Source organism: Epilithonimonas sp., from assembly GCF_056329745.1.
The window spans coordinates 39,966-65,086 of the sequence record NZ_JBWEYV010000013.1 but is presented as its reverse complement, the minus strand read 5'-3'; the positions used below and the strand labels follow the sequence as shown (position 1 = coordinate 65,086).

At 39.2% G+C, this 25,121-nt stretch carries 24 protein-coding genes; 11 read left to right on the top strand and 13 right to left on the bottom strand.

Annotation, left to right across the window (positions count from 1 at the left end):
• Positions 1 to 42 precede the first annotated feature (42 nt).
• Positions 43 to 2,361 (top strand): DUF5686 family protein, encoded by a 2,319-nt coding sequence (locus AC00Y6_RS10450; protein WP_474490567.1) that lies wholly within the window; start codon positions 43 to 45, stop codon positions 2,359 to 2,361.
• 72 nt (positions 2,362 to 2,433) lie between these two features.
• Here AC00Y6_RS10450 and AC00Y6_RS10445 read toward each other — a convergent pair whose 3' ends face one another.
• Entirely contained in the window at positions 2,434 to 2,985 is a 552-nt protein-coding gene (locus AC00Y6_RS10445; RefSeq protein WP_474490566.1) for a tetratricopeptide repeat protein, read from the bottom strand.
• 224 nt (positions 2,986 to 3,209) lie between these two features.
• On the opposite strand from AC00Y6_RS10445, the gene AC00Y6_RS10440 reads away from it, so the two are divergent.
• Genes AC00Y6_RS10440 through AC00Y6_RS10415 form a run of 6 tightly spaced genes read left to right on the top strand, consistent with a single transcriptional unit; the run spans position 3,210 to position 7,614 of the window.
• Positions 3,210 to 3,884 carry a MarR family winged helix-turn-helix transcriptional regulator gene (locus AC00Y6_RS10440; RefSeq protein ID WP_474490565.1) on the top strand — a complete coding sequence of 225 codons (675 nt, stop codon included), beginning with the start codon at positions 3,210 to 3,212 and terminating at the stop codon, positions 3,882 to 3,884.
• 2 nt (positions 3,885 to 3,886) lie between these two features.
• Positions 3,887 to 5,353 (top strand): phytoene desaturase family protein, encoded by a 1,467-nt coding sequence (locus tag AC00Y6_RS10435; RefSeq protein ID WP_474490564.1) that lies wholly within the window; start codon positions 3,887 to 3,889, stop codon positions 5,351 to 5,353.
• Positions 5,354 to 5,409: 56 nt separating this feature from the next.
• Positions 5,410 to 6,246 (top strand): phytoene/squalene synthase family protein, encoded by an 837-nt coding sequence (locus tag AC00Y6_RS10430; protein ID WP_474490563.1) that lies wholly within the window; start codon positions 5,410 to 5,412, stop codon positions 6,244 to 6,246.
• A gap of 50 nt (positions 6,247 to 6,296) precedes the next feature.
• Positions 6,297 to 6,698 (top strand): hypothetical protein, encoded by a 402-nt coding sequence (locus AC00Y6_RS10425; protein WP_474490562.1) that lies wholly within the window; start codon positions 6,297 to 6,299, stop codon positions 6,696 to 6,698.
• Positions 6,695 to 7,159, top strand: coding sequence for an SRPBCC family protein (locus tag AC00Y6_RS10420; protein ID WP_474490561.1), 465 nt, complete (start codon positions 6,695 to 6,697; stop codon positions 7,157 to 7,159). Before AC00Y6_RS10425 ends, AC00Y6_RS10420 begins: the two co-directional genes overlap by 4 nt.
• A 5-nt stretch (positions 7,160 to 7,164) precedes the next feature.
• Positions 7,165 to 7,614, top strand: a complete 450-nt coding sequence (locus AC00Y6_RS10415) for a sterol desaturase family protein (protein WP_474490560.1) — start codon at positions 7,165 to 7,167, stop codon at positions 7,612 to 7,614.
• A gap of 121 nt (positions 7,615 to 7,735) precedes the next feature.
• Here the strand turns inward: AC00Y6_RS10415 and AC00Y6_RS10410 are convergent, their stop codons facing one another.
• The 4 genes from AC00Y6_RS10410 to AC00Y6_RS10395 are packed head-to-tail and all read right to left on the bottom strand — an operon-like array spanning position 7,736 to position 11,990.
• Entirely contained in the window at positions 7,736 to 8,113 is a 378-nt protein-coding gene (locus AC00Y6_RS10410) for a response regulator transcription factor (protein WP_474490559.1), read from the bottom strand.
• Between the two features lie 9 nt (positions 8,114 to 8,122).
• Positions 8,123 to 9,991 (bottom strand): PAS domain-containing sensor histidine kinase, encoded by a 1,869-nt coding sequence (locus AC00Y6_RS10405; protein ID WP_474490558.1) that lies wholly within the window; start codon positions 9,989 to 9,991, stop codon positions 8,123 to 8,125.
• A 15-nt stretch (positions 9,992 to 10,006) separates the two neighbouring features.
• Positions 10,007 to 10,318, bottom strand: a complete 312-nt coding sequence (locus tag AC00Y6_RS10400) for an Mpo1-like protein (protein ID WP_474490557.1) — start codon at positions 10,316 to 10,318, stop codon at positions 10,007 to 10,009.
• Positions 10,296 to 11,990, bottom strand: a complete 1,695-nt coding sequence (locus AC00Y6_RS10395) for an APC family permease (protein WP_474490556.1) — start codon at positions 11,988 to 11,990, stop codon at positions 10,296 to 10,298. Before AC00Y6_RS10395 ends, AC00Y6_RS10400 begins: the two co-directional genes overlap by 23 nt.
• A gap of 175 nt (positions 11,991 to 12,165) precedes the next feature.
• Here AC00Y6_RS10395 and trhA point away from each other — a divergent pair, with 175 nt between their 5' ends.
• Positions 12,166 to 12,801, top strand: coding sequence for a PAQR family membrane homeostasis protein TrhA (trhA, locus tag AC00Y6_RS10390; RefSeq protein ID WP_474490555.1), 636 nt, complete (start codon positions 12,166 to 12,168; stop codon positions 12,799 to 12,801).
• A 3-nt stretch (positions 12,802 to 12,804) separates the two neighbouring features.
• Here the strand turns inward: trhA and AC00Y6_RS10385 are convergent, their stop codons facing one another.
• The 4 genes from AC00Y6_RS10385 to hisS form a co-directional block, all read right to left on the bottom strand.
• Positions 12,805 to 13,323 carry a DUF1003 domain-containing protein gene (locus AC00Y6_RS10385; protein ID WP_474490554.1) on the bottom strand — a complete coding sequence of 173 codons (519 nt, stop codon included), beginning with the start codon at positions 13,321 to 13,323 and terminating at the stop codon, positions 12,805 to 12,807.
• A gap of 39 nt (positions 13,324 to 13,362) precedes the next feature.
• Entirely contained in the window at positions 13,363 to 14,265 is a 903-nt protein-coding gene (locus AC00Y6_RS10380; protein WP_474490553.1) for a TIGR01777 family oxidoreductase, read from the bottom strand.
• Between the two features lie 87 nt (positions 14,266 to 14,352).
• Positions 14,353 to 15,177, bottom strand: a complete 825-nt coding sequence (locus AC00Y6_RS10375; RefSeq protein ID WP_474490552.1) for a CvfB family protein — start codon at positions 15,175 to 15,177, stop codon at positions 14,353 to 14,355.
• A 111-nt stretch (positions 15,178 to 15,288) separates the two neighbouring features.
• Positions 15,289 to 16,650, bottom strand: a complete 1,362-nt coding sequence (gene hisS / locus AC00Y6_RS10370) for a histidine--tRNA ligase (protein ID WP_474490551.1) — start codon at positions 16,648 to 16,650, stop codon at positions 15,289 to 15,291.
• 113 nt (positions 16,651 to 16,763) lie between these two features.
• Between hisS and AC00Y6_RS10365 the strand changes: the two genes are divergently transcribed.
• Positions 16,764 to 17,378, top strand: a complete 615-nt coding sequence (locus AC00Y6_RS10365) for an alpha-ketoglutarate-dependent dioxygenase AlkB family protein (protein ID WP_474490550.1) — start codon at positions 16,764 to 16,766, stop codon at positions 17,376 to 17,378.
• Positions 17,379 to 17,389: 11 nt separating this feature from the next.
• Here the strand turns inward: AC00Y6_RS10365 and AC00Y6_RS10360 are convergent, their stop codons facing one another.
• Positions 17,390 to 18,541 carry an MFS transporter gene (locus tag AC00Y6_RS10360; RefSeq protein ID WP_474490549.1) on the bottom strand — a complete coding sequence of 384 codons (1,152 nt, stop codon included), beginning with the start codon at positions 18,539 to 18,541 and terminating at the stop codon, positions 17,390 to 17,392.
• Between the two features lie 192 nt (positions 18,542 to 18,733).
• Between AC00Y6_RS10360 and yidD the strand changes: the two genes are divergently transcribed.
• Positions 18,734 to 18,970, top strand: a complete 237-nt coding sequence (gene yidD / locus AC00Y6_RS10355) for a membrane protein insertion efficiency factor YidD (RefSeq protein ID WP_474490548.1) — start codon at positions 18,734 to 18,736, stop codon at positions 18,968 to 18,970.
• Positions 18,971 to 19,394: 424 nt separating this feature from the next.
• A complete protein-coding gene (gene lgt / locus AC00Y6_RS10350; RefSeq protein ID WP_474490591.1) occupies positions 19,395 to 20,246 on the top strand; it encodes a prolipoprotein diacylglyceryl transferase in 852 nt (283 codons plus the stop codon).
• 52 nt (positions 20,247 to 20,298) lie between these two features.
• Here the strand turns inward: lgt and AC00Y6_RS10345 are convergent, their stop codons facing one another.
• From AC00Y6_RS10345 to glgB, 3 genes are all read right to left on the bottom strand, one after another.
• Positions 20,299 to 21,567 (bottom strand): glucose-1-phosphate adenylyltransferase, encoded by a 1,269-nt coding sequence (locus tag AC00Y6_RS10345; RefSeq protein WP_474490547.1) that lies wholly within the window; start codon positions 21,565 to 21,567, stop codon positions 20,299 to 20,301.
• 66 nt (positions 21,568 to 21,633) lie between these two features.
• A complete protein-coding gene (locus AC00Y6_RS10340; protein ID WP_474490546.1) occupies positions 21,634 to 23,040 on the bottom strand; it encodes a glycogen synthase in 1,407 nt (468 codons plus the stop codon).
• 105 nt (positions 23,041 to 23,145) lie between these two features.
• The gene (gene glgB / locus AC00Y6_RS10335; RefSeq protein WP_474490545.1) at positions 23,146 to 25,092 is read right to left on the bottom strand and encodes a 1,4-alpha-glucan branching protein GlgB; all 1,947 of its coding nucleotides are present in this window, start codon (positions 25,090 to 25,092) and stop codon (positions 23,146 to 23,148) included.
• Positions 25,093 to 25,121 lie beyond the last annotated feature (29 nt).

Here is a 25,121-nt window from a genome sequence, read left to right as displayed (position 1 = left end):
GGTACGTAATATAATGTCAAAAATTAAGTTTAATAAGTTGTAATGTCTGTAGAATCAATGTGTGGTAAAAAAATTACGTTATCTTTTTTTTTGATTTTGTTGTCGGAACTTGCCTTTTCACAGGCCGTCCAGGAAAATGAAATTGAAAATGTGACTATCAAAGCAGTTAAGAAATACAAAAATAAAAGAGACAACCCTGCCTATGCTATTATGCAGCAGGTATGGAAAAAAAAGAAATCCAACGGACTTCTCCTGCACAAAGATTATCAATATAAAACTTATGAAAAAATCGATTTTCGATTATATAATATAGACAGTAGTTTTACGAAAAAGAGAATTTTTAAAGGTCTTGATTCCATCATTTTCAAATACAATGACTCTTCCCAAATCGCCGGAAGATCTGTTTTACCTCTTTTTATAACCGAAAGCATCTCCCAAACGTATGGAAAAAATGATCCCAAAAAAGAACGTAAAGACCTATTGGCGATACGCAATTCAGGACTTAAAAATAATCAGATCGTAGCGAAGACCCTCCAAAACATTTATAAGGACATCAACATCTACGACAATACCATCAATTACCTGAACATAGGTTTTACAAGTCCAGTGTCTACCGATGGTTTTGCAGTTTTTGATTATAACATTACCGATACGATTAAGATTAATACGATCCCTTGCTATCAAATCCGTTTTACGCCAAAAAATCCTGATGCACTGGCACTTAAAGGACAACTCTACATCTCCAAAGATCAATACAATGTGATGAAAGTGGAGATGCAGACCAATAAGAATATCAACATCAATTTTGTTAAGAACATCTCAACAGATTTGGAATTTGATAATCCTGATGATTCCACGTTTATCCCCATGCGCAATGAGACTACCCTCATGCTGACATTGAATGATAAAGAAGGCTCCAAGAATATCCAAGCCAAACGTATTGCCGATTATTCTGATTATAAATTTGATGTCGGAATCGATGACAGTTTCCTCAACAAAATTGTAATACCAGAAGATCAGGACATCAATAAAGATGAAACATTCTGGCAAACCAACAGAACTGAAGCTCTTACCCAAAGTGAACAAAATATCTACAAAATGTATGATGAACTGGAAGATAACCCCAAATATAAACGCATAGTAAAAGTTATTGAGATATTCAATTCGGGATATATCCCGGCTGGTAACAGTGGTATTGATATTGGTAATATTTTTCAGTCTATGGGCTACAATGATATAGAAGGTTTTAGATTGCGTGCCGGTGCCAGGACTTACTTTGACAAGAATGATATGTGGCGCATCCAAGTTTATACCGCCTATGGTTTTAAAGATCAACAGTGGAAATATGGTGCAGAGGCCAAATATATGTTTAATAAAACCAACCGTTTTACCATTGGCGCAGGAACACGAAAAGATGTGTTACAACTTGGCGTCCAGCTAACTACAGATGAAGGTATTATGACCAGGTCGTTTGCCTCTTCATCAGTTCTCAACAGCGGTGAGACGACTTCTATGAGCCATGTTAACCAGTTCAATCTCTTTACAAGTATAGAACCGTGGCAGAATTTCCAAATCAAGTTGGATGCGACACAGCAAAACATTAAGTCTGCAGATTTCACCCATTTTAACATCAATTATTACAGAAATGGCGTCTTGCGTACTGACCTAAACGATACCCGTATTACGGCGACCATCATAGCGAGACCAGGCGCCCGGTTTTCTACTTATGGGGTTGACCGTTACGAGATGACACAGCTGGCCAACAACCCTACTCTTATCCTCAAATATACCAAAGGGGTTGGCGGAGTTTTTAATTCTGATTTTAATTATAACAAACTGCAATTTTATTATTATCAACCCGTTATCCTTGGAAATTGGGGAAGATTATATGCTAATGTAGAAGCAGGTAAAAACTTTGATGCTCTCCCACTCGCTTTACAAAATGTTTTGCCTGCCAACCAGTCTTACGGCTTGCAGCGTGGCGTATTTTCTTTGATGAATTATTATGAATTTACGGCAGATTCTTATGCAGTTATGTTTCTAGAACACCACTTCAACGGTAAAATACTATCCCAAATCCCATTAATCAAAAAACTAAAACTGCGCGAGGTAGCTTTTCTCCGTTCCGGGATAGGAAGCCTAAAACAAGAGACTATTGATATGAATGCAGGCAATATCCCGTTAAGCGCACCAAATAAACCTTACTATGAATATGGTTTTGGGATAGAAAATATCGGCTGGGGGAACTTCCGTCTTTTGCGCATCGATTTTAACTGGCGTGGTAATTACCTTAATCATAAAACTACCGATACAAATGTTAGAAAATTTGGGGTTCAGTTTGGTTTTCAGATGAATTTTTAAAGTATCTAAATGAAAATAGAAAAAGCCGGAAGAATCAATCTTCCGGCTTTATAACTAAATTGACAAATGCTCTTAGTTCATTAGACTTTTGCTAAGTGTCAAAGCATCCTGATTAGAGCCATCATATTGCAACGATTTAGCAACATATTGTTTAGCCTTTTCTGGGTTTGAATCTTTATCCATAAAGGCAATAAAGAAGTAGGCGTAAGCTAAATTCTGCTTGTTAGCTTCTTCCTCGCCCGGTTTCACTTTTAATATATACTGCTCATAAGCACTTTTTGCTGCATCTGAATTTTTGGCCGATTGGTTAGCATAACCAATACTATAATAAGCAGGTGCCCAATCTGGGATTAATGTTGTAATCTTATTCCACGTAGTAATAGCTGATGACCAATCGCCCGCATTTTGATAAGCTGTTGCTAGTCCTACCAACGCCTGTGTATCATCAGGCTTTGCAGCTACTTGTTTTTTGAGTGCTTCTATTTCCGGAGATGCAGCCTGTTGTGTTTGTACTTGTTGGTTTGCAGCCTCAGTTGTGTTTTGTTGAGTTTGTGCACTTACGTATCCTACAGTAAGAAATGTTGCACCTAATAATAAACTTTTAATTCTTAAATCCGTTTTCATAACCTTTCTATTTTAGTTGTTAAGTTGACAACCATAAAACAAGTACAGTTCCAATAAATCATAAAATTATCAATATTTAGTTCTTTTAATATTTTTTTAAGACCTGTTGAGTGAATTTTAAGAAAATTTAAAACATTTGTTTAAAATTCGATTGGTCTCATATTTGATATGTTTATTTATATACTAATTAGTTATATTAATAGTATATTTATAAATTAAATATAATGAATTCTAATGTCATCAAAGATACAATTGACCTAGTGCAACAATTTGAGTATGACAATTCAGATGGTTTATACAGCAAAGATATCGAAGGTTTCAAAAACTGGATCTACAATCAGGAGCAGGTTAAGCGACAATTGGAAAACACAGAACCCTATTGGGAAGGCAAAGAAAACGGGCGGTCTGCAGAAAGTGTCATCAGTACCCTTCTTGTCCATATGAATCGTTATGCGAAAAATTATTCCAAATCTGCTATTGCCAATTCAGGATTCAGTACTCAGGAGGACTTTATTTATCTTATAAATCTGAAAGCCTTCGGCAAAATGACCAAAATGCAACTTATTAAAAAGAATGTTCAGGATAAGCCTGCAGGAATTCTTATTATTAACCGACTTATTAAAAATGGTTGGATTAGGCAGATCGATTCCAATGATGATAAACGTTCCAAAATCCTTGAAATAACTAATGAAGGCATTTCCGCACTTGACCAGCAAATGGATAAAATTCGTACTGCAACGCGAATTGTAACCGGGAACCTTAGTTACAGCGAAAAATTGACCTTAATCAGAATACTCGATAAACTCGATCATTTCCATCGCCCTATATTTTCAAAAAACATCAATTCCTCCGAACTTCTGGACACTGTAGTAAAGGATTTTCCCATTATCAATAATTAATTATGAAGAAAAAGATTGCCATTATTGGTTCAGGATTTTCAGGATTGTCAGCAGCAGCATATTGTGCCAAAGCAGGTCATGAGGTTCATATTTTTGAAAAAAACAGCAGCATTGGCGGCCGTGCAAGAAGTTTTCATGCCAGTGGTTATACCTTTGATATGGGGCCAAGCTGGTATTGGATGCCGGATATTATTGAAGATTTTTTCTCAGATTTTGGGCACAAAGCCTCAGATTATTATCAATTGGTTCCACTGAATCCACAATTTGAGATGGTTTTTTCCGACGGCAACCTTTCTGTTCCGGAAAATTATGATGATATGAAACAGCTCTTCGAAAGCCTGGAGCAAGGTGCCGGCGAAAAGCTGGATCATTTTATGAAAGATGCCCAATACAAGTATGAAGTTGGGATGAAAGAATTTGTCAACAAACCATGTCATTCTTGGCTGGAATTTGTGTCTCCTAAAATTGCCAAAAGCGCACTAAAGCTAGATCTGTTGTCGAATTTTCATCAGTTTGTAAGAAAGTATTTTTCCCACCCAAAACTGATTATGCTGATGGAGTTTCCGGTTATTTTCTTGGGTGCCGCGCCTAAAGATATCCCTGCCCTCTATAGTCTTATGAATTACGGTGGATATAAGTTGGGAACCTGGTATCCGATGGGCGGTTTTAGCAAAGTGATTGATGCAATGGCTGATATTGGAAAAACTTTAGGAACTAAAATTCACCTCAACTCTCCAGTAGAACAGATTATCACAGAAGGTAAAACGGTTAAAGGCATTATGGTAAATGGTCAAAAGTTGGCGTTTGATTACGTCATTGCTTCATCAGATTATCATCATACAGAGCAGGATCTGCTTCAAAAAAATGAAAGAAATTATAATGAGGACTATTGGAAAAAGAAAACCTTTGCTCCATCCTGCCTCATATTTTATCTTGGGATCAAGAGGAAAATCGATGGACTGAATCATCATACCCTGTTTTTCGAAAATGATTTGGATGTCCACACTTCAGAAATCTATGAAGATAAAAAATGGCCAACAAAACCATTGTTCTATGTTTGCTGCCCGTCTAAGACAGATGCTTCTACCGCGCCAGAAGGTTGCGAAAATCTTTTCTTGTTGATGCCTATCGCCACTGGAATACAAGATTCCGAAGAAATGCGCGAAAAATACTTTTTAGAAATGATTTCGCGGATAGAAAAACATACAAAAATACCCAATCTGCAAGATCAGATCGAGTATAAAAGGAGTTATTGCATTGATGATTTTATCAAAGATTATCATGCCTATGCAGGTAACGCTTACGGCTTGGCTAATACATTGTCCCAAACTGCGGTTTTAAAACCTTCGTTAAGAAATAAAAAGTTAAAAAACCTTTTTTACACAGGCCAACTGACCGTTCCCGGACCGGGCGTGCCGCCTTCTATCATATCGGGAAAAATTGCGGCAGCCGAAGTTGATAAAATATAAAACCAAATTATAAATGCCAATTAAAGGTCTCTTGTACCTCAAAAAAATATTAGGATATGAAACAATTATTTGATGAACTCTCATATAAAGTGAGCAAAGCCACCACCAAACAGTACAGCACCAGTTTCTCTTTGGGGATCTTGGCATTATCTCCCAAAATCAGAAATCCCATCTACTCCATCTATGGTTATGTAAGGCTTGCGGACGAGATTGTGGACAGCTTCCATGGTTTTGACAAACAAAAATTGCTGTCACGCTTTCGGGATGAGACTTTGGCCGCGCTGGAAGAGAAAATTTCACTTAACCCTATTTTGCAGTCCTTTCAGGAGACGGTTCACCGTTACAAAATCGATTACAGCCTCATCAACCAATTTCTCAAAAGTATGGAAATGGATTTGCATAAGGTGGATTACAATTCGGAGTTGTATAAAGAATACATTTTGGGCTCTGCGGAAGTGGTTGGATTAATGTGCCTTCAGGTTTTTGTAGATGGCAACAAAACCGAGTTTGAAAAACTGAAACCTTATGCCATGACATTGGGTTCTGCTTTTCAGAAAGTGAACTTCCTGCGGGATATGAAGGATGATTATTATACTTTGGGGCGCACGTATTTTCCCAATGTTGACATCAGCGACTTTGACCAAAAAGTAAAATGCGAGATCGAGCAGGAAATCCATTCTGAATTTCAAACAGCCTTGGAAGGTATAAAAATGCTACCCGGTACTTCACGTTTTGGTGTTTACCTGGCTTACAGATATTATGTTTCTTTGTTCAATAAAATCAGGAAAACATCGGCCTGTAAAATTGTTAACCAAAGGATCAGAATATCCAACGGCCGTAAAATTTCCCTCATGATGGGTTGCTATGTAGAATATAAAATGTCGATTATATGAAGTTTTGGGGTTTCCTCATATTTTTGTCCAATTTTTTAACTGCTCAACAAATGGATGTTAATCATCTAAGACAAAATTATAAATCCGCAACCGAGAATAAAGCTGTTTGTAATGAGCTGTTGCGGAAATTAGACTCACAATCAAACAGCGGTATAAATTTGGCTTACTATGGTGCATTGCAGTCGGTTTGGGCCAAGCATGTCAATAATCCTATCGAAAAATTAAGAACTTTTCGCAAAGGCAAAAAAAATATTGAAATGGCCATAAAACAGAAACCAGATAATTTGGAAATCAGGTTTTTAAGATATTCTGTACAGAAAGGCAGCCCAGGATTCTTAGGCTACAAAAGCAATATGGATGATGACCGGAATTTCTTACAAAAAAACCTTCATACAATCGATAACTTGGCACTAAAACAAATGATACAACAAGTCCTAAAAGCAGAATCATGATACATCAATTAAAAAGGGAACTGCAGCTGGACTGCAGCATTGCAGAGGCTTGGAAATTTTTCTCATCTGCCAACAATTTATCCAAAATAACACCCAAAGATATGAAGTTTGAGGTGTTGACTAAACTGGAAGATTACGAGATCTATAAAGGGATGTTGATTGATTATAACGTGTCGCCGATCTTTAATATTAAAATGAAATGGCAGACAGAAATAATAGACGTTGATTTTCAAAAAAGTTTTATTGACTTTCAGAAAAAAGGACCTTACAAACTGTGGCACCACCGTCATGAGTTTTTCCCAAACAAAGATGGCGTCTTGATGAAAGATACGGTGGATTACGAACTGCCAATGGGATTTTTAGGTGAAATAGCGCACCAGTTATTTGTTAAGCAAAAATTGAAACACATCTTTGATTACAGAACAGAAATTCTGGATGGGATGTTTAACCAAAAAAAGTAAGTTAGATGAATTTCCTAATCATACTCGTAACATTTTTTGTAATGGAAGGCCTTACCTGGCTCATTCACAAATATATTATGCATGGCCTATTGTGGTCTTTGCATAGGGACCATCACGATCACAGCAGCGATCCACCGCTGGAAAAAAACGATTATTTCTTTATCATTTTTGCCATTCCTGCCATTCTTCTCATGTATTTTGGGAGTACTAATGGCTTCGATATTTATTTCTATATTGGTGTAGGGATTACCATTTATGGGATGGCTTATTTTTTTGTGCATGACATCTTTATCCACCAACGCATAAAAATTCTTAAAAATACGCAAAATCCTTACCTATTGGCCATCAGAAGAGCTCACAAGCAACACCACAAACATACAGGGAAAGAAGAAGGTGAATGTTTTGGATTCCTTTGGGTTCCTGTGAAATATTTCAAGATGTATTTTAAAAAGTGAATGAATTGTTGAATCCATTACCGATTAAGAACTTACAATTTTTTTAATAAAAAAAGTCATCCTTAAGCTAAGGATGACTTTTTAAAAAAAATATTTTTTTTCGTCATCTTGTTTATTTTAATCACTGAACAGTGTTTGAATAATATCTTATTTTCTCAACGATCTCACCAAGATCAAATGGTTTTGGGATAAAGTCAACTGCCCCACTTTCTAAGGCAGAATCTCCCAGACCACGACTTGCAGACATTATAACTACCGGAATATTCTTAAAATCCTGATGTGATTTGATCATTTTGCAAATATCCCTACCATCCTCGCCTGAAAGCCACATATCCATCAAAATAACATCGGGCTTAGCGGTAAGTGTTAAGGAGTTAAACATTTCGGATCCTCTCTCATAATTAGTTACATCAAAACCCTCCATATCCAACATTAATTTTACGGAATCCAATATAGCGGGGCTGTCATCTACGACAATAACTTTCTTTGAATTTGACATTGTATTCTATTAATTAGTAGTAATATCGGTAATAGGAATTTCGAAACTAAATACAGAACCCTTACCTTCAACTGAGTTTACAAAAATCTTGCCACCGCTTCTCTTGATAATCTCAGATGAAATATAAAGTCCCAAACCTAAACCAGGAAATGTGTGTTCTTTACTTCCACTTACCCTGTAATACTGCTCAAAAACCTTATCTTTTTTATCATCTGGAATTCCAATTCCAAAATCTTTAACCGAAAATAAAATCTTATTATCACTGGTTTTATTGGTGGTGATCTGAATACGATCGCCTAAAGGTGAGTACTTGATTGCATTGCTAATTAAATTACTCATTACCTGAGAAATCCGGTGCCTATCCGCCTGAACCATACCAATCTGGTTAGCTTCTAACTCAATCTTATGATTGGTACTCATTTGCTGCTCATCAATAATTTCTTTCACCAATTCATCAAAATCAAAATCTGCTTTGCTGAGCAGGATTTGCCCATTTTGAATTTTGGTTACATCTAATAAATCATTAACGAGGCTGGTTAACTTATTGATTTGGTCATCCATCTTTCTAGCAACTTCGGCATTTTTGTAATCTTCTTGCTTCCGAAGGTTTTTTTCCAGAAACTGAGAGTACAACTTAAGGCTTGTAAGTGGTGTTTTCAGCTCGTGGCTTGCAATGCCAAGAAAGTTATCTTTCTGCTGCTGAAACTGCTTAAAATCATCTATATCTGTACAAGTGCCAATCCACTGCACTACATCACCTTGTTGATCCTTAATGGGAAGAGCCCGCCCAAGAAACCACTTGTAACTATTCTCTTTTGTACGATCCCGAAACTGATATTCGATCTCATAAGGCACTTTATTTTGGTTGCTGGCTCTCCACACCTCCAATGCCCTTTCATAATCGTTGGGGTGTAATAATTTTTTGGTTACATCCTCCCTAGATTCTACGCCTTCAAACCCTGTATAATCGTACCATTTTTGATTGTAGTAATCTGTTTTACCATCCTTATCCGCGGTCCAAACAATGATTGGTAGGCTATCTGCCAGGTTTCGGTATCTTTCTTCATTTTGCTTCAGTTGTTTTTTGGTTTCAACCATTTCTGTGACATCTGTCGCTACATTCAAGATCGCATAAATATCGCCCTTTTGATTAAATAGTGGTTTATAGGAAAAATTATAGTAAAGCTTTTTCAGCTGGCCATCCCTTTCCAGAAAAACTTCTCCTTCTTTGGAGGTGTAAGTTTGTCGGGTATCATAAATATTTCTGAGAATCTCCACAAATGGTTGACCTTGTAATTCGGGTAGCGCCTCCTCCAGAGTTTTGCCGATAACCGAACTATCTTTATTCCAACTCTTTAGCATGGCATTATTCGCCATGTCAATAAAAAGGTCTTTTCCCTTATACAGCGCAATTGAAAAATCGGACTGCTTGATTAAATTTTCAAATTTATATTCGGTTTCTTCGAGTTTTTTTTGTGCCAGCACTTGATCTGTCACCTCGGTCGCTACAACACTGATTCCAATGACTTCGGTCTCTTCGTCATTATAAATTGGTGCGTAAATAAAATCAAAATAACACTCTTCGTTCTTGCCATTCCTTATAAGATATGCGATCTGCTGATAACCTTTGTAGGGTTCTCCTGTGGCCATAACATTTCTCAAAAATCCCATAAAAGGTTGATCTTGTAGTTCTGGCAATGCCTGTAAAAGATCCAGCCCAATGATATCTTTTGTTTTGCCCCACAATTGTAGCATTTGAGGGTTAGCCACTTTGATAACAAAATCATTACCCATCAGCATGGCCAAAGCGACAGGAGACTGCACAAGCATTATAGCCAGTGAGTCTAACGAAATATTAGATTTTATAAAATTTTTCATGGGGGATAATCAAACTTAAAATTTCTGCTTTCCTATTAGTAATTCAAAAAATAAACGGAAATCTGAAAAGAGAGACCATAGCGGATACCTGAATGTTGAGGGATGATTACCTTCAAAAACCGCATGGCTAAACCAGGCAAAGCCATAACCAAAAATCGGACAATACCAGAGAAACCGCTCTTTACCACTTGTAATGACATAAAAAATCACCACAAATACCAGCAAGACACCTAGAAAATGAAATATTTTTGTCCATCGTTTGCTATGTTCAGACAGATAATATGGGTAAAATTCCTGGTAATTTTTAATTTTTTTCGGCGTTTCCATGACTTTGGTTATTGAGTTTACTGTGTCGGAATCCATATAAAAAGTAGATTACGAGACCAATAGCAAACCATAGTCCAAACCAAAACCAGTTCTCATGGCTCATCCCTGTTAAAAGATAAAGACAGGAGCTAAGCCCAATTAATGGGATCAGGGATAAATTTTTGACAAATGCCAATGCACATAATATAAAATTAGCAATGATGTAAATGATGATTGCCAAACGGAATTCGCCTTCCTTAGGATCATTAATATCAGAAAGCTGATGAAAAAAATCGGGTTGAAAGACATAAAAACCTAGCAATCCAACGATGAAGATTAATGGAAAAATGAATTTGCCATTAACATAGGGCAGGTGAAAACGTCCTTTGATCTTCTCCTTCGGAGGTAGCATCAAAACGCCACCACATACCAAGACGAATGCGAAAATGGTCCCGATACTCGTAAAATCTAGGATAAAGGTCTTATCTGTAAATAAAATCGGGATACCTACCACAATACCTGTAACCACCGTAGCAAATGAAGGAACTTTATTTTTGCTGTGTACCTGCTGGAATTTTTTGGGTAAAAGGCCATCTCTTGACATGGCCATCCAAATCCTCGGCTGCCCCATCTGGAAAACCAATAGCACTGTGGTAATGGCTACAATTGCAATAAGTGAAACTATAAATTCCATCCAGGGAAGGTTAAGATTCGATTTTTGAAATATAAATGCCAAGGGATCACCAATCCCATCAAACTTCCTGTAATCTACAACCCCTGTCAACGTGAGTGTTAAAATAATATAGATCACAGTACAAAGCCCAAGGGAAATCAGCATGCCTTTTGGTAAATCTTTTTGAGGATTTTTAGTTTCTTCCGACAAAACAGAAATAGCATCAAACCCAATATATGCGAAGAATACACCAGAAACTGCAGACATAACACCGGCAAAGCCATTAGGCATAAATGATGATGCTGTACCTTCCGCATTGGCAGGAAACCAATTCCCAGTATTGACGTAAGCCACGCCCACAGCAATCACCAGGAGGATAACAAACAACTTAAGCAGAACAAAAAAGTTGTTGAAATTTTTACTCTCCCTGATGCCCTGATAACACAACCAGGTAATTAAACCATTAATAACCAACGCTGGAATATCCAAAATGATTTTGAGATTCCCTATTACGGGTGCCGATTGCCACGCGTTGATAAGTTCGGTATTATTAGAATGGTTAAAAAAAGCTTTCTTGGCTTCTGTATAACTGCAGGTAAGGTAATCTGGAATGTGGACGCCAATGCGCTCCATAAAACTCGTAAAATAATCTGACCAAGAAAATGCGACATAGATATTCCCAAAAGAATATTCCATAATCAAAGCCCAGCCAATAATCCAGGCAATCAGCTCACCAAAACTTGCGTAGGCATAAGTGTAAGCACTGCCGGCGGTGGGAATCCGGCTGGCAAACTCTGCATAACAAAGTGCTGTAAAAGCACAGGCAAATCCACAGATCAGATAAAGGACAATAACGCCGGGACCGCCACGGAAAATGGCCTCGCCCAAACTGCTAAAACTCCCGGCTCCTATGATGGCAGCAATACCAAAAAATACAATATCCCATGTTCCCAACACGCGGTTGAGCTGCCCACTATCTGTATTCTCCGAGTAGTGTTTTCTTCTGAAAAGTGAATTCATATCAGATCAAAAATTTATAAAAGAAACAAATGTAGTAAAAAACGACGGGTAATGTTAAAAATTTGTTAAACAAAATTACAGTTTAAAGTAAATTATAATCATTTATCGTTAATATAATTATGACTAACTTGATAAAAGATTGCTAGCCACTTTTATCCCCTAAAAAATAAGTACCATGGCCAAAAAAAACCGTAAAAGAGAAGAACTCTACAATGTCATCACCCATGGTTTTGGTACTGTTCTGTCAATTGTAGCTCTTGCGGTGATGACGACATATTCTGTTTTAAATGGTAGTGCCATGGCATTGGCGGTTTCTCTGGTTTTTGGCATCAGTCTCGTTGTGCTGTATAGTGCTTCTACGGCTTATCATGCCGCCTATCGGCTCAAGTGGAAAAAAATTGGTCAGAAAATCGACCATCTCAGCATCTATCTTTTAATTGCAGGAACCTATACGCCTATTGCACTGCTTGGTTTGAAAGGCGTTTGGGGATGGACAATGTTTGGTGTGATTTGGGGATTGGTGTTGGTGGGGTTTATTTTCAAATTCTCGCCGCTGAGGAAAAATGAAAAAATATCGCTCACCCTTTATGCATTGATGGGCTGGCTCTGCATTATTGCCATCAAACCAATGATGGAGAATTTATCAACAGGTGCCCTAACTTTTATAATTTTGGGAGGTTTGTTCTACACTTTTGGGATTTATTTTTATGCCAAAGATAGAAAGCCATACTACCACCCTATTTGGCATCTATTCGTATTGGGTGGCAGCATTATGCATTTTTGTGCTATATTTTTCTTTATACTGCCGTAGAACCTATTCCTTATCCTTACGGAATGATTCTATGATGGCTTCTAACTCGGTAATTTTATCTTTTAGATTTTTGATGTCATTTTTATTATTGCTGACTTTACTTTTCAGCATTACCGTTCTGGCACGTTCGCTGTGGTCATCATCTTCTTCGTCTTCATTTATTTCCTCTATATCTTCCTGAATTTCATCAATATCCTCGCTGATATCTTCTATATCCTCCTGGATTTCATCAATATCTTCCTGAATTTCGTTAACATCATCTTTCAAATCCTCAATATGTTCAGAACTTTTGTTGACGGACATCTGGATGAAAATAGCAAGGTAAATAGCCTCCAGAGAAACAACGGTGGTAAGGACGAGCAACATTTTATCAAAATCTACCAAACCAAAAATTGGTAACGCAAAACTGACGATAAAAAATATGGTATGAAGAATCAGCGATGGAATCGACCCTACCCACCAAATGATCCCGTTTGCAATATTTTCTAATAAAGAGAGTCTTTGTTCACTTTTTCCTGTCACTTTCATAGGATTTTAAAATCTGATTGATATTATGCAAAATTATAAAACATCTGCTAAAGCAGCATCCAAAGTATTAAAGGAAAATTTAAATCCAGCTTTCTCTATTTTATCGCATGACAACCTACTGCCTTCCAATGCTAAAACTGACATTTCGCCCAAAACAGCCTTTATAATCCACTTTGGGATATTGGGAAGTAAAATTTTGTGATCAAGCTGTGCAGCCAGTTTTTGGGTAAAAACTTTGTTAGTGACATGTTCCGGTGCAGAGGCATTGTATGAACCTTCCATACTTGCATCTTCCACTGCTTTTAGATAAATATTGACTAAATCATCCTCGTGAATCCAAGGGAAATATTGTTTGCCTGTTCCTAAAGCAGCACCAAAACCATAATCAATAGGTTTTCGCAATGTCTCCAATGCGCCGCCTTTGCTGCTAAGAACTGTGGCAGTCCGTACGCAAACTACCCTGCTACCCAAATTTTTGAATTGGTAGGCTCTATTTTCCCAATCTTTGCAAACCTTCGCCAAAAAATCACTACCAGAGGGATCAGATTCCTTGAAAATATGTTCCGAAGTCACCTGACCATAATAGCCATTGGCAGACGCTGATATAAACGCTTCTGGGTGAATGTTACGTTTTTTCATCTCCTCGTAAATAAACTGAGCAGAATCTATCCTGCTATGGTAGATCTCCTCTTTATAAGAATCTGTCCAACGTTTGCTGATGGTGGCACCTGCAAGATGAATGAAAATATACGTATTGTCGAACGCGCCATCTTCTATAATATGATTTTTATAATCCCACAGGTACGAGTTGAAATTTGTTTTTTCTTTTTTGTTTCGAACCAGAATTTCTACCTGATAGCCTCGTTCGTACAACTTGCGGGAAAGCTTTTTGCCAACCAGTCCGGTTGCACCGCTTAATAAAATTTTTTTCATCATTTATTTTCTTCCTGATGAACAAAAACAGTTCCAAGCAAGCGTTAAGAATGTAGTATTTTCCAGAAAAAATAGCTTACGGCAAAGAAATTACAGGAGTTTGATCTTATCGTCCAGCAGATCAATGATTTTGTCTTTGTAAAGCCCGCCAATCGCTTTCTTAAAATTCTTTTTACTCATCTGCAACTCATCCCTGATCTCATCCGGAGTTGATTGGTCGGACAGGTAGAGCAAGCCGTAATTGTCGTTAAGTTTATCAATAATTTTCTGCTTAAATTCATCGATATTCTCATAACCTTCTGGTTGTAGGGTAATATCAATCTTACCGTCTTCGCGGATGGCTTTTATATAGCCTGTTTCCTCGGACAAAGGATACAGTTTTTTGTAAACATCTGAGGCGTATATCAGCCCAATGTACTTTTTATTAATAACCACGTTCCATCCTAATTCTGATTCATTCATCAGGATAAGATCTACCTTATCACCTTTTGCAAAAGGAAGATTCTCATATTGTGGATTACGCTTAAACTTGGTAGTTCCGGTGATTAATCCTGTAGCTTCATCAATGTAAACATAAATCAGGTATCGCTTCCCTTCAATAATTTTGGATTTTTGCTGCTTGTATGGCACAAAAAGATCTTTGATAATTCCCCAATCCATAAATGCGCCACTTGGCAAACTTTGTACGCTGGTCATCACCGCAAACTCATCTGCAATTGCGTTTGGGTGTTCCGTTGTCGCCTTTAGTCCGCCATCTTCCTGATAAACAAAAACCTCCACATCATTGCCCAATTCCCAGCTGTCATCTGCAAAAACTTTCTGAATAAATGCTTTTTCCCCATTTTCATCTTGCAATATATAGCCAGAGGATATTTTTTCAGAAATTTTAAGCGTATTGAATTTTCCGGGATTCATAATAATGGAATTTGTGGCAAAAGTAGCCAAAGTTTTTTAATATTGAGTTTGTTTTGTAGGATGAAGATAAGCTTGTAAAAAAAAATAAACAAGCAATATCTATCTTTTATACTAGATGTTAGTTATCCTAAAAAAATCTTCAATCTTTAGTGTTTTCTGTTCGCCAGATTGTAAATCCTTCACTGTGATCGTCTGATTATTAATCTCTTCTTGTCCCAGGAAAACGATATTTTCTATCCCTTTTTTTTCTGCGTAAGTAAATTGTTTTTTCAGTTTGGCGGCTTCTGGATAGAGTTCTGAGGAGATATTGTTATCCCTAAGTGTCGCAATCAGTTTCAGTGCTTGTACGGCTTCGGTTTCGCCATAGTTGGCAAACAGGTATTGTACTGTAGCTTCGGATTCTTCCGGGAAAATAGACAATTCCTCCATCACGAGATAAATCCTGTCTAGCCCAAAAGAAATACCAATCCCGGGAACATCTTTCACCCCAAAAACCTCCGTCAGGTTATCATAACGACCACCACCGCCAATGGATCCCATGGCCACCTCATCGGCCTTTACCTCAAAAATAGCACCTGTATAGTAATCCAATCCTCTAGCAAGGGTGATGTCGAAAACCAAACTTTGAGCGTCAATGCCCAGATTAAGTGCATTCGTAATCACAAACTCTAGTTCTTCAACACCTCTTAAACCAACTTCATTGGACACAAATTTTTCTTTCAGGTTAAGAAGGTTTTCCAAAGGATCATTGGTCTGACTGAAGAGGAAATCCAGTTTGGAGACCGCATCTTCCGATATTCCCTTTTCCAACATCTCTTTTACCACGCCGTCTTTACCAATCTTATCCAGCTTGTCCAAAGCCACTGTAAAATCAATCAATTGTTCTGCAATACCTGCATAATCTGCCAGCCCGGAAAGGATTTTCCTGTTATTAATATGAACAGAAACGGACAAACCAAGATCCCGGAATGACTTGAAATACAATTGCAAAAGCTCCACTTCCTGCCAAAGGCTCGTACTGCCAACTACATCTGCATCGCACTGGTAAAACTCACGGAAACGCCCTTTTTGAGGACGGTCTGCACGCCAAACCGGCTGAATTTGATACCGTTTGTATGGAAAAGCCAGCTGCCCCTGATTCATGGCGACAAAGCGCGCAAAGGGAACAGTAAGATCATAGCGCAATGCTTTTTCGGAGATTTGGGCAATCAGTCTCTGAGAATTTTTCCCCTGCCAATCTGCATCATTGGTTTTAGCCGCATAATCACCGGAGTTAAGGATTTTGAAAATCAAACGGTCTCCCTCTTCTCCATATTTACCGGTTAAAGTAGATAGGTTTTCGAAACTTGGTGTCTCCAATGGTTGAAAACCAAATAATTCAAAATTCTTTTGTAATGTATTGATGATATATTTTCTTCGGGAAACTTCTTTCGCGGTAAAATCCCTGGTTCCTTTGGCTAAACTTGGCTTCATCTTCTTAGACTGATTTTTTGCAAAAATAAGAATAATTAGACGGTTACATAAACGAACACAACATAAAATTGAATATGGCTTTAACTACAACAATTATTTGATATTTTTGAAACATGAATCTTTTTGGGAATACATCGTTAATTATCGATAACATTTTGCCTTACGATGGCATTACAACTTATTACGGCAAAGTATTTTCTCAGGGACAAGCCAATGCTTATTTCGAAAAATTGCTGGAAGAAGTAGAATGGAAAAGCGACGAGGCCGTTATCTTTGGTAAACTGATAGAAACTAAGCGGAAAGTAGCATGGTATGGCGATGAGGCTTTCCCATATACCTATTCCGGCAGGACAAAAACCGCACTTCCCTGGACCAAAGCCTTATTGGAAATAAAGACTGCGATTGAAAAAAGCTCTGGAGAAACTTTCAATTCCTGCCTGCTTAACCTCTACCATGATGGCTCCGAAGGTATGGCCTATCACAGCGATGGCGAAAAAGATCTTAAGGAAAATGGTGCCATCAGTTCGGTTAGTTTTGGGGCTGAGCGCAAATTCAGTTTTAAACATAAGACAAGCAAGGAACTTGTGTCAATCAACCTCGAACACGGCAGCTTACTCATTATGAAAGGCACAACACAAAAACACTGGCTGCACAGGCTGCCAACCACCAAAAAAGTGACTGCGCCAAGGATCAGCCTGACATTCCGTACAATAGAGCCTAAAAAATAGAAAGACCTTAATTACTTAACCGGATTATATTTTTTGATAAATGTAAGGCACATCACAAAACCCAAACCTGCCATTATTGCTCCCACAATGGACGGGTAATTATATGAAAAACCAAACTCCAAAGGCAGGCCACCGAAAAAAGCGCCTAACGAATTCCCAATATTGAAAGCCGCCTGCATAAAAGCCGCCGCCATCATTTCGGAATTTTTTGCAGAGCGCAACATCATAATATTGACTGGCGTTCCCACAGCCATAGAAAGCGCACCACAAAGGAAGGTCAGGATGAGAGAAACCGTTTTATATTCTGAGAAGAAAAAAACCAAGACAAGTGCTACCACCATTGCAAACAACAAAATAGCACCAGCCAGTGCAGGTCTCATTTTGTCTGCCATAATTCCTCCAATAAAATTACCTACCACCATACCGGCACCGGCCAGGATCATGATGTAGGCAATGGAACTGGTATCAAACCTGCTGACTTCGGTCATGAGTGGCGTGATATAACTGAACCACGCAAACAAACCTCCAAAACCGATTGCTGTAATAGCGATGATATGCCAGGCTTTAGCCGTTTTGAAAAATTCCAGTTCTTTTTTAAGTGTTGTGGTCCGCAGGCTGCCCATCTCCGGGAGAAAAAGCTGAATAAATACCATCGTAAGAATACCTATAAGTGACACCACACCAAAAGCGTAACGCCAAGACAACAAATGCCCCAGCCAGGTTACGAAAGGCACCATGGCGAGGTTAGCCAGGGTAAGCCCCGTGAACATCAACGCTATACTTTGTGCCTGCTTGCCGGGTCTTGCCATGCGGGTGGCCACCACTGTACCAACACCAAAAAATGCCCCGTGTGGCAGTCCAGAGAAGAACCTTGCCGCCATCATCGCATAATAATTATTAACCAATGCCGACAGTCCATTGAAAATGGTAAAAGCCAACATCAAAAAAAGAAGAATTTTTTTGGGTGGAAACTTAGCGGCGTAACCTACCAAAATTGGGGCACCTACCACAACACCCAAAGCATAGGAGGAAATCAAATGCCCTGCTTCAGGGATGGTGATTTCCAAAGATTTTGCAACATCAGGCAACAAGCCCATAATTACAAATTCTGTTGTACCGATGCCTAATCCACCCAAAGCCAGAGGAAATATTCTTTTATCCATTTTGCAAAAATCAAGATTTATAGTTGAAATGTCAAATCATAACAGGTATTTTTTACAATATGAGGTATTAATTTAAAATATAATTAAAACAAGGTAGATGAATATCATTAAGATGGCTTGCAAAATGTTATTGTTGGTTAATTTTAGCTTGTGTTGTAATTTTTCTTTTATTTTTGTAGCACTTAAATGATAATGCTGAATAAAGTCCTCATATTTCCTTTTGTAGTAATGATCCGTTTTTATCAGTACTGCATATCGCCTTGGCTGGGAAAAAACTGCAGGTACACACCCACGTGTTCTCATTATACGCTTCAGGCGCTTAAAACCCATGGCCTGATAAAAGGCGGCTGGCTCTCGCTGAAAAGAATACTCAGCTGTCATCCTTGGGGCGGACACGGCTATGATCCCGTGCCCCCAAAACATCATTAAACCCATTTATCTAATGAATCATATTTTTCTGAGATTTTATCTACTTATTTTTGCCGGGCTTTTTCAGCTTGTGTCATCACAAACAACAGTAAGTGATCTGTCCGACGGTACTTTGAAAATCAATGGCAAGGACAGTTTGCCTGTCAAAATATTTGCTACCCAAAACAGCAATGACCTCTACCGACAGGCTTTTGCCAATATCCCTAATGAACTCATCATCCTGAATGAGGATAATATAAAAGCAGAATCTGCAGAGCACCTTAGCAGTATCCAAAATATTTTGCTATCCTTTAAAAACAATAAGTTCCAGATTCTTGACAAAGACTTTAAACCGGTGGAGGGAAATTTGGATCAAAAGAATATCGAGAATTTCAAATATCTTTTGAAATGTGATAAAGTTTTAACTGCTGCGGACAACACCCAACTGGAAACCCCTTTTAAGATTTGGGATCCGGTAAAAGGTATACAACTGGGGCCTGTGATGTTGCATTTCTATAGTCTGATGTTTGTTTTGGCATTTGGGCTAGGCTATTTTCTGATGCTGAAAATATTCCGTATAGATGGCGTGGAGGAAAAATATCTGGAACCCCTTTTCACCTGGACTCTTGTAGGTACCATATTAGGAGCAAGGTTGGGGCATGTTATTTTTTACCAGCCAGAACTTTTTAAAGAAGATTTCCTCAGCGTTTTTCTGCCTATCAGTACCAAGGGCGGTTTGCATTTCACAGGCTTCTCCGGATTGGCGAGCCACGGTGCTACCATCGCACTAATTTGTACTACGCTGTATTACAGTTTTAAAATTATCAAAAAGAATCCTTTTTGGGTCTATGACCGTTTGGGTATCGTAGTATCGTTGGGTGGTGCATTTGTAAGGATGGGGAATTTTTTCAATTCAGAGATTATTGGAAAACCTGTAGATCCTTCATCCCCGTTTGCTGTTTTGTTTCCGCAGCAGAGTTCGGAATATGGCGTTACCATCCCACGCTATCCAAGCCAGTTGTTTGAAGCTGTTGGCTACGTTTGCCTCTTTGTCCTGCTTTGGGTATTGTACCGCAAAACCGACAAGAAGTACCAGCAAGGTTGGCTATTTGGGCTATTTTTTATTATCCTGTGGGCCATCCGTTTCTTTGTTGAGTTTTTAAAAGAACCGCAGGGCGACGAGTTTATTACCTTAGGTGGACTCAATACAGGACAGGTTCTCAGCATTCCATTTATGCTTGCCGGATTACTGATTATGCTCTACTCCAAAAAATTTAAACTTCCTAAACAAGCATAACGAAAAAAACGCCCTGACAAAGGGCGTTTTTTATATTTATTATTTTACGTTATCACATAATATTGGTACCATCCGGTATGACGGCGTTTTTCTTAACCACTACAATACCATCTTTGATAGAGTGTGTCTCGTAATCGCCATCGGGGTGATGTTTGCCACCAATAATCCTCACATTGTTGCCGATATAACAGTTTTTGTCTAAGATAGCTTTGTCTATATAGCAATATTTGCCAATTCCCATGCTGGTGACGCCATGTTCCTCATTGTCTGATACCTGCTGGGCAGTCTGGTAATAGTCAGCACCCATCACATAAGAATTAACAATTGTGGTTCCACGATCTATACGCGTCCTGTTCCCAATGATGCAATTCTCAATCTTATCTGCCAGGATAATGCATCCGTCACCAAAGATTGTTTTGCTTACGTATGAACCATTAATTTTGGTTGGCGGCAGCATCCTCGCCCTGGTATATATAGGATTGGAACTGAACAAATTGAATTGAGGAAGATCCTGTGCAAGATCCAAGTTGGCCTCGTAAAAAGACTCTATGGTACCAATGTCTGTCCAGTAGCCATCGTACTGATAGCTCAACACTTTATACTCACCAATGGAAGCCGGAATAAAGTCTTTCCCAAAGTCATCGCCTTCATATTCTTTGAAAAGCCTTCTCAAGACGTTCTTTGTAAATACATAGATACCCATTGATGCCAGGTATTCTTTACCTTTGGCTTTGCTGGCTTCGCTGGTTTCAGATTTCCAATCCTGCAGGACATCCATAGCTGGTTTTTCTGTAAAAGCGGTAATGTTGCCTGCCTCATCCGCCTTCATAATCCCAAAACCTGTGGCGTCCTTAGCATTTACCGGAATAGTAGCAATGGTAATATCGCCGCCATTTTTTTTGTGGAAGTCAATCATCTTCTTGAAATCCATCTGATAAAGCTGATCGCCAGAGAGAATCAGGATATATTCGTATTCATACTTATCCAAGTGTTTCATCGTCTGTCGCACTGCATCTGCAGTACCTTGATACCAGTTTTCATTCTCTACATTTTGCTCTGCCGCCAGGATATCTACAAACCCTTTGCTGAAAATATCAAAGTGGTAAGAGTTCTTGATGTGGGAATTAAGAGAGGCCGAATTAAACTGTGTTAAAACCAAAATCCTGTTGAGCCCCGAATTGAGACAGTTGGAAATAGGGATATCCACAAGGCGGTATTTACCGGCAATTGGCACGGCAGGTTTTGACCGTGTGTAGGTTAAGGGAAACAATCTGGTTCCCCGACCGCCTCCCAGTACAATGGAGATTACGCTTGCATTCATATAATTTGTTGAGTTGTTTTCATAGAGTTTTATCAGTTTCAATTATTAAGCCAAATAGCCTGCCGATTAATATTGATACAAGTCCAAATAACGCTGTGCAGACCTCTCCCAAGAGAAGTCATAGGACATGTTACTGTCAATTAGGCCATTCATCAGATCCTTTTGACTGTAAATATGCAATGCCCTTTTGATGGCATGTACGGCATCATCTGCACCGGCATGCGTAAAGTTGAGGCCACTGCCGCCTGTAGAAATATCTTCTACGGTATCCCTCAAACCACCAATGTACCGCACAATAGGTACTGTGCCATAGCGCATGGCATACATCTGGTTCAGGCCACATGGTTCTACCCTGCTTGGCATCAGTAGGAAATCTGACGATGCATAAATCTGATGAGACAAATATTCTTTGTAGCCCAAATCTAGGGCAAAATTGATATTAAACTCATATTGCAATGCTTTTAGCTGGTTTTCTATATCCTGATTGCCAGATCCAAGAATCATAATGTTCAGTTTGCCATTGGTCTCCTGTATACTTTTGCGGACAATCTCAGGAAGCAAGTCGGCACCTTTCTCGCCGGCAAAGCGGCCAATAAAACTGAATAGCGGCAGATTAGGATTAAGGCCATACTCTGCGCAGATCATCTTTTTGTTTTCCCATTTCCCTTCTGCAGCGTAATCCTGATTGTAGTTAAACTTCAGCATGTCATCTGTCTGCGGATCCCATACTTCGGTATCGATACCATTGATAATCCCGAAAGCTTTCTGGCGTTCCTGATTCATGAGTGGTTCCAAGCCTTGGAAGCTGTAGAACAGTTCCTGAAGATAGCCTTCGGATACGGCATTGAAGGCGTTGCAGCATTTGATCATAGCCGCCATCGGGTTGATGCGCCCATTCCAGTCCAGCAGCCCCCATTTCCAACCCTCGAAGTGAGGCATGTAATTGGACATTTGCCAATCCATACTGCCTTGGTACTCACCATTATGAATGGTACCGATGGTTTTAACACCTTTCAGGAAACTGAATTCATAACAGTATTCTATCATAAAAGGTACCAGCCCGGTATGGTAATCATGGCAGTGCAGAATGTCTGGCCGTATCTGCATAGCGCTCAGCCAGTGCAATACCCCATGCTGGAACGCCAAAAACTGCTGGCTCTCATCCCAATATCCATAAACATTTTCCCTATCCAAAAGCCCCGGAATCTTAACCAAATAAAGATCAAAACCTAAAGTCTGATGCTTCTCACGGAAAACCTGAACCCGGAACATGTTAAATGACTGATGGATAAAACCGTCAAATACCAATTCGAAATCATGGTTAAAGAAAAACGGCTTGTTATACCAGGGCATAATGACGCTGGCATCCTGCCCCATCCTATTTTGGTATTTGGGCAAAGCGCCAACCACATCCGCCAATCCACCGACTTTTGCCACAGGATAACACTCCATAGAGAGGTGAAATATTTTCATGAGTTTTTTTAATTTTTATTTACATTAAGCCCTTTAATGACCTGTTTAACTTTCAGTCTAAATCTTTAACTTACTTTTGAGAAACAGGCTATATGTTTTGACTTATTATTTTTTTCTTTTGAGATAATCTGCAATCTTTGATTTTTTAACCGGTTGTATTTGTTTCAGTACCAGACCTGCTAGCGGCGGAAGCCTAATAATGATAGAATTACTGCGGTTGTTCCAGCCTTCGTCCAGTTTTTGGGAAATCACGGCTTCTACCCCGCTCCCACTGTATTTACCATCATCAGAATTGAGGATAACTTGCCACTCCGTCCCTTTATCAATACCTATTCTATAATCAAAACTGCGGGGTGTTAGGTTAAGTACTGTCATCAGGACTTCTTTATAATTTTTGCTTTTCCTTAGATAGGTAAAAACAGAATTATCTCGGTCATCTCCATCTATCCATTCAAAACCCTGTGGATCAAACTGTAGCTCATACAAAGCAGGATGCGCCCGATACATATAGTTAAGATCCCTTACCATTTCTTGCATATTTTTATGCACAGGATACTGCAGAAGATGCCAGTCCAGCGAGCGGGTAAAATTCCATTCTGTTGTTTGGGCAAATTCATCCCCCATAAAGAGCAATTTGGCTCCTGGATTGGTAAACATATACACATACAAAGCACGGAGGTTGGCATACTTCTGCCACTCATCACCAGGCATCTTATAGATTAGGCAGCTCTTGCCATGCACCACCTCGTCATGAGACAATGGCATCATGTAGTTTTCATTAAACATGTAGGTGCTGGTGAAAGTAATCTTGTTCTGATAATCCCGCCGAACAATGGGGTCCTGCTTAAAGTAATCCAATGTATCGTGCATCCAGCCCATCATCCACTTCATCCCAAAACCTACACCATCATCATGCACAGGTTTTGTAAGCCTTGGGAAATCAGAGCTTTCTTCTGCAATGGTCTGCACATCCGGGAATTCTTTATAGACTGCCGTATTAAAATCCTGTAGAAACTGCTTGGCTTCTAGGTTGACATTGCCACCATAGATATTAGGTTCCCACTCGCCATCTTTACGGGAATAATCCAGGTGAAGCATAGAGGTGACAGCATCTACGCGCAAACCATCTGCATGGTAACGGTCCAGCCAAAAAATAGCATTGGAAATTAAAAAGGACTTGACCTCGGGCCTACCATAATTGAAGATATAGGATTTCCAATCCGGGTGAAAACCCTTCCGGGGATCCTCGTGCTCATAAAGGAATGAACCATCAAAACGGTGCAAGCCATTGGCATCCCCCGGGAAGTGGGACGGCACCCAATCCAGGAAAACACCGATATTATTTTTATGAAGTTCTGAAATGAGGTACATTAACCCCTGTGGCCCTCCAAAGCGCGACGTCGCCGCATAGAAACCTGTAATCTGGTAGCCCCAGCTGGGATCATATGGGTACTCCATCACAGGCATCAACTCTACATGGGTAAAATGCATAGCCTGTAGATAAGGCACCAGCTTATCGGCCACCTCGCCATAGCTTAGGAAACGATCTGGGTTAGCAGGATCGCGCATCCATGAGCCCAAATGCATTTCATAAACCGAAATGGGAGCTTGTAGACTATTATGTCTCCACCGCTTTTTCATCCAATCTTGGTCTTCCCATTCATAAAAAGTGGTACATACTGCAGAGCCTGCCTGCAGGGCATTCTCGAAACAAAGCCCATAAGGGTCTGCTTTTTCCAGCAGAATTCCTTCAGTGGTTCGGATACCATATTTGTAAACCTCGCCCAGATCAAGATCAGGAATAAAGCCTTCCCAAATCCCAGATTGGTCCCAACGGCCTGCCAATGTATGAGATGCAGGATCCCAATGATTGAAATTACCGATAACTGATACTTCTGTTGCATTGGGTGCCCAAACTGCAAAATATACGCCCGATACACCTTCTACCACTACCTTTTGCGAGCCAAACTTATCATAAAGCCTGGTATGTTTCCCTGAACGAAAAAGGTAAATGTCAAAATCTGAAAAGAGTGAATAAGGTTGAACCTGCATATTATAAAAATTGATCTTTGGCGGTGACA